The sequence below is a fragment of the Rossellomorea sp. QJM3NY_18 genome, assembly GCF_056173145.1.
Map to the genome: position 1 here is coordinate 1,146,659 of NZ_CM149659.1, position 14,003 is coordinate 1,160,661.

Genomic DNA, 14,003 nt, shown 5'->3' on the forward strand with positions numbered 1-14,003 from the left:
CATCTTTCCCCGGGACGAGCATACCTTGATAAAAAGAAACCATGTCCAGAAAGGATGCACCGTCCATGATCTCAGTGAAAACAAAGGCAGCCGCGTCCCTATATGCCACAATGTCAATCAGCTTCTGGGGCATATCCTTCGTATCGACGAAAGCGGTGCTGGGTACCCTTGATCCCTATACGCTCCTCGTCCTCCGCTTTGGAATCGGAGCTCTGTTTCTGCTCATGCTTCTATTACTAAAAGGATACAAACTCACCATCCCTCTGAAGTATATCCCTCACTTGATCATCCTTGGGGTCCTCGGGGTCTTCATTCACCAAGTCATCCAGGCGACGGCCCTCCTGAACATTGATGCATCGACGGCAGGATGGATGATTTCATTTTCTCCGGTGTTCACCGTCATCCTCTCTGTGATGTTCCTACATGAAAAAATGACTCTCCCTAAAGCGCTGGGGATGATCATTGCGATTACGGGTGTGCTGATGGTAACGACTGCGGGGAGCGGACAGTCGATCGGATTTGCTGCCAATATCGGGTATCTCCTGATGATTCTCAGTACATTGAACTGGGCGGTATACTCTGTGCTTCTGAAAAAACTACGCATTGAGCTCCCATCCCTCGTGATTACCTTTTATATGAGCCTGCTGGGATTCAGTTTGACCATCCCGTTTCTCATTCGCAACCGCGGCTGGGAAGGCATTTCCCAACTATCAAATGTAGAGTGGGCACACTTGATGTTCCTCGGTGTATTCGTTTCGGGGATCGCGTATTGGTACTGGGCGAAGGCATTGGAAGTATTGGATGCGTCCAAGGTATCGATGTTTCTCTATTTGGAGCCTGTCACGACCCTCGTTGCGGCGCTTCTTCTTCTGCATGAGAAAATTTTTCTCATAAGCATCCTGGGTGGAGTCAGGAGTTGTCATTGTCAATGGCCAGATGGTTTCTGTCCTTCATCGGTTTCTATGGAGGAAACGATAACATCAGGGGGGATCCGAAGTGTCCATAAAGGAACGGATAAAGAAGCGATTGGATGAATTGTCTCATCCTTCAACGAAAGAACTGAAGGAAGTCTTGCAGTCTCTGAATATACGTTTTGAGGATTTACAGCCGTATCTGGAGTCTCCGGAAGGAAAACCTTATTATCGAAAGCTCCTTTATCAAAATGAAGCAGTGGAGCTCCTCGTCATGAATTGGTCCGACATGGAATGTGCCCCACACGATCACGGGGATTCGAAGGGATGGATCCAGGTGATGAATGGGACTTCCGTCAACACGATCTTTGAAGTGAAGGATAACCAGCTTCCTCAGGAGTTATTTGACCGGGAATATAGGGAAGGCTCCTTCTTTTTTGCACCGAAGAAAGGGGTTCATAAAATGAAAAAGGGGAGTGCAGGGAATCTTGTGACTCTCCACCTCTATTCACCGCCCATTCAAGGGATGATGGTGTACGATTTGGAGAAGTGTGCGGCCTGTGTGGTATCCGATGAATGCGGGGCATGGTGGCCGGATCATATGAGGGAAAAGGTAAGGGAAATACAGATAAAATAAGAAGAAGCGTTTCTCCATTACGGGGAAACGCTTCTTTCTATGATTATCGTACTCTCACTGTTTTCGCGTCTTTACTTTCCACACCTGTCGGAGATACGGAGGTAACACCATAAGTGTACATTCCACCTTCTGCAGCAGAAGTGTCTTTATACGTCGTAACGCCTTCTTGAGAGTACACGACATCCACAATATTTGCAGAGTTCGTGTAGTCTCCTTCTTTCACGCCGTCAAAGCGATAGATGACATATTTTCTCGCATCGGAATGCTTCTTATCATCGATGGTCAACGTGATACTGTCTTTCTGCTTATCAGCCTTCACGTTGTTCGGTTTCTTCGGAAGGTCATCATTGTTCCAAGGTGTGGCAGGCGTCAAAGCCTTCTCCGTATATACTTCATTACGTAAGATGTCAGCGTACCCAAGTGGATTTTCGAAAATTTGTCTTAAGGAGAAATGCATTTGGCCGAGGGCCGTTCCGTTAGCCCGGTTGTCCATGATTTGCCCCGGCAGTTCATAAGGATTGAACCATTCCTGGTCAAAGTTGTCCCCGACCTTATAATCGGCCATTCCGATGTACAGATTGACCGGATGTTCATAGGAATACTCATTCACTTCCCGGCTCCACCAATCGAGTAGGACGGAGTAGTTGGCGACGGCGAGTTTCCTGGACCAATAGATTTGCGGGGTGATGTAGTCGATGCTTCCATCCTTGATCCATTGGCGGGTGTCGGCATACAGGTCATCGAAATTCGTTTGTCCCGCCTCTGTTTCGCTTCCAGTCGGATCATCGGCGATATTTCTCCACACGCCAAATGGGGAAATCCCAAATTGGACATAGTCTTTGATTCCTTTGATTTCAGTGTTGATATCAGCGACCAGTTCATCGACGTTGTTCCGTCTCCAATCATCGATATTGGCAAATGTGCTGCCATATTTCTCGTATGTATCTTGATCTGGGAAGCTTTCTCCTGCAATTTTATATGGATAGAAATAATCATCCATATGAACGGCTTCTATGTCGTAGTTGCTTACTAGTTCTTTAACTGTATCAATCAAGTAATCTTGTACTTCGGGAATTCCGGGATTGAGATAGTATTGTTTTCCATATTTCAGTACCCACTCGGGGTGAAGCTTGGCAACGTTATCATCTGCGAGAGACTCGATCGTTTGATTCGGCATCGTGATCCGGTAAGGGTTCACCCATGCGTGTACTTCGATTCCTCGTTTATGTGATTCATCTAACATGATGGCAAGTGGGTCATAGCCTGGATCGGTTCCCTGCTCATCACCCGTAATATACTGGGACCATGGAGCGAGTTCAGAAGGATACAAGGCATCGGCAGTCGGCTTGACTTGATAAATCACCGTATTGAAGTTCAATTCTTTCAATTCGTCCAGGGTGTTCACCACCCAATCCGTAAATTCCTGCTTGTCCATTCCAGGCTCCATGTCGATATTCGTCACTGTCGCAATCCACGCAGCCCGCATCTCATGCTTCGGTTCAGACGTGCCGGATGCCTTCGCTTTCCCGGTAGAAAAGGGAAGTGCCAGTGAGAACAACATCACGGCCATAATCATGTACTTTACTGCTTTCATTTCTCTACTCCTCTCTTACGGTTGGTAAGAAACCGCTTTCATTTTATTAAAATAATACTTCATGAAATTTAATAAAAACATGAAATATTATTTCTATTTTCATTATAAGGGGTTCTATTACTCTGGTATATAGTACCAATGAGGTGAAAAAAACTGAATATTCAGCCGGTTAACGGGAGGAAAGAACCAGGTGAATCGTTCTAAAAAGAATAAAAAGGGAAAGAATGAATACGGAAGTGGTGTAAAATAGAAGTGAAATGTAAAAAGGGAGAGGATGACATGTTCAAAGATCTACCGATCGATCAATGCGATTTAGATAAGTATACATTCGTGGACGTAAGGTCTCCTTCTGAATACAGGGAAATGACGATTCCGGGCAGCCTGAATATTCCGGTATTTGATGACGAAGAAAGAGCAGAAGTAGGGACATTATATAAGCAAGTGAGTAAGGAAGTGGCAACGGACCGGGGTCTGGAGATTTTTTCAGGTAAGCTTCCCCGATTCATTAATGAGTTCAAGAAACTTGAGGGGGAAATCGTCGTATTTTGCTGGCGGGGAGGTATGCGAAGCAAAGCGGCCGCTACTTTCCTTGACCTGATGGGGATCAGGACCTCCCGTATCCTGGGTGGCGTCAGGGCATATCGCCACTGGGTGCTGAAGGGGCTTGAGAATATTGAAATGAAGCCTGCTTCTTTTGTACTGAATGGTGGGACAGGCACCGGGAAAACCGCGATTTTGAAGAAGCTTCAAGAAGAAGGATATCCGGTTCTTGATATTGAAGGCCTCGCCAACCATAGAGGGTCCACCTTTGGAGAGATCGGACTCACGGCCAACAACCAGAAAACTTTCGATTCGCTCCTCCTTCGGGAACTGATGGAGAAGCAGGACTCTCCTTTTCTTTTATTTGAAGCAGAAAGTAAGCGGATTGGAAAGGTTCTCCTGCCTGATTTTCTTATTCAGGAGAAGGAAGAGGCATTTCATATTTTCATCCAAATGCCTATGAAAGAGAGGGTCAAACATATCCTAGAAGAGTACCGCCTCCACGAACACCATGAAGAGTTTGTGAAAGGGTTCAGGTCCATCAAGAGGCGGATTCACAGTCCGATTGCAAATGAAATCGAGGCTGAGCTTGAGCTGCAAGAGAGAAATTATGAGCGGATATTGGAACTGCTCATCGAATACTATTATGACCCGAGGTACTTGCATATGTGGAATCAATATCCCGAGGATCGAAAGACCACGGTTAAGGTGAATTCAATCGAAGAAGCATACCAAGAAATCAAGAAGCTCCTTCCTGAGAAAAGCCCCTTGGTTTCCAATCACTGAGCCCTTTGCCCATGAGTTTTATTTAAGAAGAAAGAGGGACGGACCTTCGAATTTTCGAAGGTCCGTCCCTCTTTCTTTTGGTTTGAAAAGGTCACCATGAGGGAAAAGAAGAAGGATTTAAGCAAATGAAAGAAAAGGCTGTTCCGTTTGAATACATAGAGGTCCGTCCCTCCTCGCAAAGACCCGATAGGTTGAAAAAATTTTGTTGATAAAAAAATTTTTTAGTGATGTTTTTGCATGAAAATTCATGTGGGAATTTGCTGAAATATGCTTAGGGACACGAATTATTGTAAGCGATTTCTTTATGGTTGTATCAAGCTTTTAAAGATTCTGAATATTAAGTTAAAAGTATTATGGATAAATCAACGTTCTTCCTGTTCATTACATATATTTTTGGAAAATATACACGTTTTCCATTAACTTAATTTTTCGTTTTTTCTAAATTTCATGATATACTAACGAAAATTAAGAAAATTTAATTAACCGGTTAATTATTCAAAAAATATACAAGTTTAGTAGAGGAGGACATTGGATGAAAACGAATCTTCCTGTAGCGCAAGGCATGTATGATCCTGCGCAAGAACATGAAGCATGTGGAATTGGTATGATTGCAAATATCGATGGGACGAAAAGTCATAACATCGTTCAGAATGCCATTAATATTTTATGTAATCTAGAACATCGCGGAGGACAATCTGCCGATACGAGTACTGGTGACGGCGCAGGTATCCTCACTCAAATCCCCCATCATTTCTTCAAGAAACAGTGTGAGAAAGAAGACATCATCCTTCCCCGTAAAGGAGAATATGGAATCGGGATGGTGTTCCTCCCTGAAAATTATGAGAAACGCATGAAGAGTAAAGATATATTCGAACGCATCATTGATGAAGAGGGCCAGAAGACACTTGGTTGGAGACCTGTTCCACTCAATGATTCCTTTGTAGGGAAAGTAGCATCGAAGTCTAAACCATTCATCCGCCAAGTCTTCATTGGCGTATCGGAAGACATAGAGTCCCCGATGGATTTCGAGCGGAAGCTGTATGTGATCAGGAAAAGGATTGAACAAGAAGTTGCAACTATTGAGGGGCTTGAGGATGTATACCTTTGCAGTTTGTCTTCCACGACCATCGTGTACAAAGGGATGCTCATCCCGGAACAGCTCGATTCCTTTTATATTGACCTCAACCATCCTGAGTTCCGGTCAGCTTTAGCTCTTGTACATTCCCGCTTTAGTACAAACACTTTCCCGAGCTGGCAACGATCTCACCCAAATCGATATACGATTCATAATGGAGAATTCAATACATTGCGAGGAAACGTGAACTGGATGCGCGCACGTGAGAAACTGTGCCAATCAAGTGCTTTTAAAGAAGAGGATCTGAAAAAAATCCTACCTGTCATCGATGAGACAGGCAGTGACTCTTCCATGTTCGATAACTGCTTTGAATTCCTTCATCTATCAGGTAGATCTCTTGCCCATACGGCTATGATGATGGTGCCTGAGCCATGGGAAAACGACAATACGATTCATCCTAAGAAGAAGGATTTTTATGAATATCACAGTTGTCTGATGGAGCCGTGGGATGGACCTGCAGCCCTGGTGTTCACCGATGGAAAGCAAATCGGAGCGTGCCTCGACCGAAACGGACTGCGACCTGCCCGTTACTATGTGACAAAAGGCGGCATGATCGTTCTTGGATCCGAAGTGGGGGCCCTTGATATTTTTGCCGATGACATTGTGTACAAAGATCGCCTCCAGCCTGGAAAGATGCTTCTCGTCGATCTGGAAAAAGGGCGGATCATCCCGGATGAAGAGATCAAGCTCCGTGTCGCGTCCGAGCATCCGTACAGACACTGGCTCGATAATAATAAGTTTGAACTTGACGATCTTCCAGAAGCGCCCCAGCAAGTGGCACGATTGGATTCAGATGAGGTGCTCCTTCAGCAGCAGGCATTCGGTTACACGACGGAGGAATTGAATAAAATCATCAAGCCGATGGTAACCGATGGTAAAGATCCGGTCGGTTCCATGGGATATGATTCACCGCTTGCCGTTTTATCGAAGAAGCCTCAGCTTCTATATAACTATTTCAAACAATTATTTGCCCAAGTGACAAACCCACCGATCGATGCGATCCGGGAACAGATCATCACATCTGTCGGTACAACAATCGGAGCGGAAGGAAACCTGGTGAACCCTGGTCCTGAAAGCTGCAGGCATATCCATTTGAAGACACCGATCATTACAGGGGAAGAGCTTGAAAAGCTTCGTCATCAGAAAGAAAAAGGCTTTAAGGCAGTCACATTATCGATTTTATTTGATGTGTCCGAAGAAGAAGACCAGCTTGAACGGACCCTGGATGATATTTACGAAAAAGCTGACCAGGCCGTTGCAGACGGTGCGACACTCCTCATTCTATCCGACCGTGGGGTGGTGAAGGAAAAGGCGGCCATTCCGTCACTCCTTGCCGTTTCCGGGCTGCATCATCATTTAATCCGTCAGGGGACGCGTACAACCGTCAGTATCCTCCTGGAATCAGGGGAACCGCGGGAGGTGCATCACTTTGCAACCCTGCTTGGATATGGTGCAGAAGCCATCAATCCGTATCTGGCCTATGAAACGCTGCGTGATTTAATTGAAAAAGGCGAGCTTCAAGATACGACTTATGAAAAAGCGGTGCAGCGTTTTGTGAGATCGGGAACAGATGGGGTCATCAAAGTCCTATCGAAAATGGGGATTTCAACGATTCAAAGTTATCGTGGTGCCCAAATCTTTGAAGCAGTCGGCATTCATAAGGATGTCATCGATAAATATTTCACCCGTACCGCCTCAAGACTCGGCGGAATCGGAATGGATATCATTGAAAAAGAAGTTCTCTTACGACACCGAAAAGCATTCAATGACCGGAAAGATAACCAGAGGACCTTGGAATCCGGTGACGAATTCCAATATCGTAAAAATGGAGAAGATCATGCCTACAATCCAAGTACGATCCACACTCTCCAGCATGCATGCCGCACGAATAATTATGAGCTGTTCAAGAAATATTCAAATATGCTGACAGATGAAAAACAGAATCTCCAATCCCTTCGCGGCCTACTTTCGTTTAAAGAAACGAAGCCGGTGCCGATTGAAGAGGTGGAATCAGTCGAAGAAATCTGCCGGCGCTTCAAGACCGGTGCCATGTCATTCGGTTCCATCAGTCAGGAAGCTCATGAAGCATTGGCGATCGCCATGAATAAAATCGGCGGACGGAGCAATTCAGGAGAAGGTGGGGAACACCCTAGCCGTTTCATTCCAGATGAGAATGGGGATTCAAGGCGCAGTTCGATCAAACAAGTAGCATCAGGCCGCTTCGGCGTGACGAGTCACTACCTTGTGAATGCCGATGAGATTCAAATCAAGGTCGCTCAAGGGGCCAAACCTGGTGAAGGAGGACATCTCCCCGGTAAAAAGGTCTATCCTTGGGTTGCTGAAGTAAGGGGATCGACACCGGGGGTAGAGTTGATATCGCCTCCACCTCATCATGATATCTACTCGATTGAAGATCTTGCCGAGCTTATTTATAACTTGAAAAATGCGAACCCGCAGGCCCGGATCAGCGTCAAGCTGGTATCCGCCGTAGGTGTTGGAACGATTGCAGCGGGTGTGGCAAAAGGCAGAGCCGACGTTGTGTTGATCAGTGGATATGACGGCGGGACCGGTGCGGCACCAAGAACCAGTCTGAAACATACGGGACTGCCATGGGAAATCGGTCTTGCCGAAGCCCATCAGACCTTACTGTTAAATCGACTCCGTGACAGGATTGTCGTTGAGACGGACGGCAAGATGATGACAGGCCGTGATGTGGTCGTCGCATCCCTTCTTGGAGCAGAAGAATACGGATTTTCAACTGCGCCACTTGTGGTCCTTGGCTGTGTCATGATGCGTGTCTGTCATATGAATACATGCCCTGTCGGAATTGCGACACAAGATCCTGAGCTTCGAAAAAAATACACCGGGGACCCGGAACATGTGGCGAACTTCATGCGTTTCGTTGCTCAGGAAACAAGGGAGCTCATGGCTCAACTTGGCTTCAGAACGATCAATGAAATGATTGGACGAACCGATATCCTCGAAGCGAACGAAGCAATCGATCATTGGAAAGGTAAAGGGATCGACTTGTCAGCCCTTCTCTATCAACCGGATGTACCTGAGAAAGTCGGCAGATATGCGACGCGTAAGCAGGATCATGAGCTTGAGAAAACATTGGACTTCCAAGAGCTGATTCCACGCTGCCGCAATACGATTGAAACAGGGGAGCCGGTTGAATGGACGACGGCGATCCGGAATATTCACCGTGTGACCGGGACGATGCTCGGCAGTGAAATCACCAAGCGGTACGGTGCGGAAGGTTTACCGGAGGATACGATCCGTCTGACATTCAAGGGTTCTGCAGGTCAAAGCTTCGGAGCTTATATTCCTAAAGGATTGACATTGAGACTTGTCGGGGATTCCAACGATTTTGTCGGAAAAGGATTATCAGGTGGGAAAATCATCGTCCATCCGGATCCGACCGCTACATTCATCCCTGAGCGGAACACGATCATCGGAAACGTTTCTTTCTACGGGGCGTCTGGTGGAGAAGCGTATATTTACGGCGTGGCAGGAGAGCGTTTCTGTGTCCGTAACAGTGGAGCCCAGGTAGTCGTTGAGAGCGTCGGGGATCACGGTTGTGAATACATGACGGGAGGAAAGGTCGTCGTCCTTGGTTTGACGGGACGGAATTTCGCCGCCGGCATGTCGGGTGGAGTCGCTTATGTCCTGGACGAAGATGAAACCTTCCGTTCAAGATGTAATCAGGAACTTGTCCTCGTTCAACCATTATTTGATCCGGAAGAGATGCAGGACGTCTACGATATGATCGAGCGATACGTTCAGTATACAAGCAGCAATAATGGAAAGAAAATATTGGCGAACTGGGATTCTTACGTGTCCAAATTTGTGCGCGTGATTCCTAAATCCTATCTCAAGATGAGAGAACGGATCAGTGAGCTTGAAAATAGTGGATTAGAGAAATTTGATGCGGAAATGACCGCATTTGAAGAAGGTACGAAAGAAGAGAAAAAAGTATTGGAACCCGCGAAATAAAGAGGGAGGGGGATATGATGGGAAAACCAACCGGATTCATGGAATATACCAGACAGACAACGGCTGAGAGGCATCCAGCTGAAAGAACGAAAGATTGGAACGATTACACCACTCCTCTTACGGAAGAAGAAATCAAGAAACAAGGGGCACGCTGCATGGACTGCGGCGTTCCCACTTGTCAGTCCGGAATGGAGATCAACGGGTCGACATCTGGCTGTCCCGTGTATCACCTGATACCGGAGTGGAATGACCTTGTGTATCAGGGACAGTGGAAGGAAGCCTTGAAACGGGAGCATCAGATGAATAACTTTCCTGAATTCACCGGCTTCGCCTGTCCTGCACCATGTGAAGGGGCATGTGTGCTCGGGATCAATGAGCCTCCTGTGGCGATCAGGACAGTGGAACGATCGATCATCGAAAAAGGCTTTGAAGAAGGCTGGGTCATCCCTGAGCAGCCTGAGTTCCGCACCGGTAAACGCGTGGCCGTCGTCGGGTCAGGCCCTGCAGGATTGGCATCAGCCGCACAGCTGAATAAAGCCGGCCACCTTGTCACTGTTTTTGAAAAAAATGATCGGGTAGGCGGACTCTTGACGTATGGGATTCCTGAAATGAAACTTCCACACTCGGTCGTGAAGCGCCGTGTCGATATTTTAGAGGAAGAAGGCATTGAATTTGTCACGAACACGGAGGTCGGGAAAGACTACACGGTCGAAAATCTTCGAAAAAACTTTGACGCCGTCATCCTATGCGGTGGAGCAGCCGTTCACCGTGACATCCAAGTGGATGGACGTGATTTGAAAGGCGTTCATTATGCAATGGACTTCCTTCATTCGAATACGAAAAGCTTATTGGATTCGAAATTGGAAGATGGTAACTATATTTCTGCCGAAGGAAAAAACGTTATCGTCATCGGTGGAGGTGACACGGGTACAGACTGCCTGGCCACTTCCGTTAGACATAATTGCAAAAGCCTGACTCAATTTGATATCTATGATAAAAAAGGTGCGATGCGTGATGAAGTGGGCAATCCTTGGCCCCAATACCCGGTCATCCACCGGGTGGAGTACGGTCAAAAAGAAGCGGCCGAAGTACTTGGAGATGATCCCCGTGCGTACGCTGTCATGACGAAGAAGTTTGTCGGTGATGAACATGGCCATATCAAGGAAGTTCATACTGTTAACGTAAAACTCCGCTATGATGAAGAAGGAAACAAGGTTCGTGATGAAATTCCGGGAACGGAAAAAGTATGGCCGGCAGATCTTGTCCTTCTTGCCATTGGCTTCAGCGGACCGGAGCAAGACCTCATAAACGAGCTTGAAGTCGAAACAAACAGTAACTCCACGGTGAAAGCGGAGTACGGAAACTACATGACCAATGTCGATGGAGTCTTCGCTGCAGGAGACATGCGTCGTGGACAGAGCCTCATCGTCTGGGCCATCAACGAAGGCCGAGAAGCAGCCCGCGAATGCGACCGCTACCTCATGGGCACAACTGAATTACCTTAATTTTAGAGGGACGGACCTCCGTCGGGCTGGATGCCTGATGGGGGTTTTTGTTGTTTGAGGGACGGACCTCTGTCGGGCATTGGATGCCTTTTTAATGATAGAAGTAAATTATAGTGGGATGATCTAATATTTGCGAGGATGTGGTTCTGAAATTCGTTTAAAAGAGAAGGAGGTAGCTATTTTCTACGGGAATATGTTGAAGTATCAATTATATTGGTTTAAACGTGCATTGAAATTTATAAAAAGGTCTATAATTTCTGATTTAGACGGTCCTGGAGAAGCTTTCAAAAGAGGTCATAGAGATAATTGCGTCATTTCAGCAGGTGATTGCGTCATTTCTGTCTTAATTGCGTCGTTTTAAGTAGTAATTGCGTATTTTTCTGTTTTATGGAAATCACCAATCGCAATACTACATAATCCCCCTTCAAGGTCCGTCCCTCATCTACAATCATTTAAAATAATCCTATCAATCTACCTGAATACACACCGGCATCCACTTCTAAATAACTGGATGCCGGAATATTTTTTATAGAAGGGCTTTGTCCTCATTAAAGAGACAAGGAATCTTTAAAAACAGACTGATAGGGGGATAACAAAATGATGAAATATCTGCAACGCATTGGTCGTTCGTTGATGCTTCCTGTTGCCGTATTGCCGGCTGCGGCGATTTTGATGGGGATCGGGTATTGGATCGACCCGTCCGGATGGGGGGCGGATAGTCCGATTGCCGCTTTCCTGATCAAGGCGGGGGCATCAATCATTGATAATATGGCGATTCTGTTTGCTGTTGGGGTCGCACTCGGGATGGCAAAAGCGAAGGATGGATCGGCGGCACTGAGCGGATTGGTCGCTTATCTCGTCATTACCACATTACTGTCGACGGATTCCGTTGCGTTGTTACAGGGGATTGAAAAAGGGGCAGTGAATCCGGCTTTCGATAAGATTGGAAATCAATTTGTCGGGATTCTGTCGGGTATAGTTGCGGCAAGTATGTACAATCGCTTCAGTCATGTGAGACTGCCGGACGCTCTTGCATTTTTCAGCGGAAAACGATTGGTACCGATCATGTCGGCCATTGCTATGCTGGTTGTTTCAGGGGTGATGCTGTTTGTCTGGCCGGTCATTTACACAGCTCTTGTGTCATTCGGTAAGGAAATCAGCGGGCTGGGATTTACAGGTGCAGGTTTATATGGATTCTTTAATCGCTTATTGATTCCCACAGGGTTGCATCATGCGCTGAATTCCGTGTTCTGGTTCGATGTTGCTGGAATCAATGATATCGGGAACTTCTGGTCAGGCACTGGGGAAAAAGGTGTGACGGGGATGTATCAGGCGGGATTCTTTCCGGTGATGATGTTCGGTCTTCCGGCAGCCGGTCTCGCCATTTATCATGCAGCGAAACCAGGTAAGAAAAAACAGGTTGCGTCACTGATGCTTGCAGCAGGTTTCGCCTCCTTTTTCACCGGAGTGACAGAGCCTCTTGAATTTGCCTTTATGTTCGTGGCACCTGCCCTTTATGTAGCACATGCAGTGCTGACAGGGGTATCCCTTGCGATCGCATCTTTCTTTCACTGGACGGCAGGCTTCGGATTCAGTGCAGGCTTCGTTGATTTTGTTCTGAGCTCAAGGCTTCCATTGGCCAATCTGCCGTATATGCTACTGATTCAAGGTGTGGTATTTGCTTTCCTTTATTATTTCTTATTCCGTTTTATGATTGCGAAATTCAATCTTATGACACCTGGTCGGGAAGAAGACAGCGAAGAAGCAGTGGGGGAAAATGCAGCAGTGCTCACCCAAGACGAAAAGTTTGCTGTGATGGCGGAGGAAATCTACTCCGGACTCGGCGGGGATGATAATGTATTATCCGTGGATAACTGTATTACCCGATTGAGAGTGGAAGTGAAGGACATGGGTGCTGTGGATCAGGACCGGATTAAAGCGACTGGGGTTCCAGGTATACATGTGGTTGGGGATAATAGTATTCAAGTGATTGTGGGGACGTCGGTCCAGTTTGTGGCGGATGAGATTGAGAGGATCAGGGGATAGCCACAATCTCTTTTCTTCCCTAACTGCAAATATCTCTCCAATAGTCTATACTTTATCTTATAGAATTTTTTCCCGAAAGGTTTTTTTACCCATGACGAAACTGAAAGAATCGGATTTATATCAGCCGATCCAGAAACATTTTCATAAACAGGGATATCAGGTGAACGGTGAAGTGAATGACTGTGACCTGACGGCGATGAAAGAAGGAGAGCTTGTGATCGTGGAGCTGAAGCTTTCCTTGAATGTCGAGCTCTTGATCCAGGCAACGAAGCGTCAGCGACTGACGGATCTTGTGTACATTGCAATTCCGAAACCGAAGCGCCCTCGGTCGAAGCGGTGGAACGATGTACGTCATTTGGTCAGGCGTCTGGAGCTTGGTCTGATCACGGTTTCCTTTACGACAAAAACGCCCAAGCTTGATTTTGTCATTCACCCGGAACCTTTTGACCGAAAAAAGGTTATGAGAAATAGTAAAAAGAAGCGAGCATCCCTGGTGAAAGAAATCGAAGGCCGCAGTGCAGATTACAATGTAGGGGGCAGCAATAAAACGAAAATAATGACGGCTTATAAAGAGAGTTGCATTCACATCGCCTGCTGCCTGGAAGCATACGGTCCTATGTCCCCTAGGAACCTGGCCAAGCTAGGGACGGGGGACAAAACGCCGTCCATCCTCCAGAAGAATTATTACCGTTGGTTCGAGAGGGTGAAACGTGGTGTGTATCAACTTACGGACCACGGCAGAAAAGGGCTTCAGGAATATCCCGAACTTGTAAGCTATTATTCACGGAAAATAGAAGAAAATCAGTAAGAGCCTGCCTCACGGGGAACCGGTGGCAGGCTCTTCTTTGCTTCC

8 protein-coding genes are annotated in these 14,003 nt (G+C 46.6%); 7 read left to right on the top strand and 1 reads right to left on the bottom strand.

Annotated features, from left to right (window positions below):
- Window positions 1-65 precede the first annotated feature (65 nt).
- Complete coding sequence (locus AC0VXY_RS05935) at window positions 66-1,034, top strand: DMT family transporter (RefSeq protein WP_475527277.1); 969 nt, start codon at window positions 66-68, stop codon at window positions 1,032-1,034.
- The gene (locus tag AC0VXY_RS05940; RefSeq protein WP_435992428.1) at window positions 997-1,548 is read left to right on the top strand and encodes a cysteine dioxygenase; all 552 of its coding nucleotides are present in this window, start codon (window positions 997-999) and stop codon (window positions 1,546-1,548) included. Before AC0VXY_RS05935 ends, AC0VXY_RS05940 begins: the two co-directional genes overlap by 38 nt.
- A 43-nt stretch (window positions 1,549-1,591) precedes the next feature.
- On the opposite strand, the gene AC0VXY_RS05945 is transcribed toward AC0VXY_RS05940, so the two are convergent.
- Window positions 1,592-3,142, bottom strand: a complete 1,551-nt coding sequence (locus AC0VXY_RS05945) for a glycoside hydrolase family 10-like protein (protein ID WP_475527278.1) — start codon at window positions 3,140-3,142, stop codon at window positions 1,592-1,594.
- A 279-nt stretch (window positions 3,143-3,421) separates the two neighbouring features.
- Here AC0VXY_RS05945 and mnmH point away from each other — a divergent pair, with 279 nt between their 5' ends.
- The 5 genes from mnmH to AC0VXY_RS05970 all read left to right on the top strand — a co-directional run bounded on the left by mnmH (window position 3,422) and on the right by AC0VXY_RS05970 (window position 13,958).
- Window positions 3,422-4,468, top strand: a complete 1,047-nt coding sequence (mnmH, locus tag AC0VXY_RS05950; RefSeq protein ID WP_475527279.1) for a tRNA 2-selenouridine(34) synthase MnmH — start codon at window positions 3,422-3,424, stop codon at window positions 4,466-4,468.
- 532 nt (window positions 4,469-5,000) lie between these two features.
- Window positions 5,001-9,599, top strand: a complete 4,599-nt coding sequence (gene gltB / locus AC0VXY_RS05955; protein WP_475527280.1) for a glutamate synthase large subunit — start codon at window positions 5,001-5,003, stop codon at window positions 9,597-9,599.
- A gap of 17 nt (window positions 9,600-9,616) precedes the next feature.
- Window positions 9,617-11,104: a glutamate synthase subunit beta gene (locus AC0VXY_RS05960; RefSeq protein ID WP_475527823.1), complete on the top strand. Its 1,488-nt coding sequence runs from the start codon at window positions 9,617-9,619 to the stop codon at window positions 11,102-11,104.
- A gap of 597 nt (window positions 11,105-11,701) precedes the next feature.
- Complete coding sequence (nagE, locus tag AC0VXY_RS05965; RefSeq protein WP_475527281.1) at window positions 11,702-13,150, top strand: N-acetylglucosamine-specific PTS transporter subunit IIBC; 1,449 nt, start codon at window positions 11,702-11,704, stop codon at window positions 13,148-13,150.
- 91 nt (window positions 13,151-13,241) lie between these two features.
- Window positions 13,242-13,958 (top strand): DUF2161 domain-containing phosphodiesterase, encoded by a 717-nt coding sequence (locus tag AC0VXY_RS05970; RefSeq protein ID WP_475527282.1) that lies wholly within the window; start codon window positions 13,242-13,244, stop codon window positions 13,956-13,958.
- Window positions 13,959-14,003: the final 45 nt, after the last annotated feature.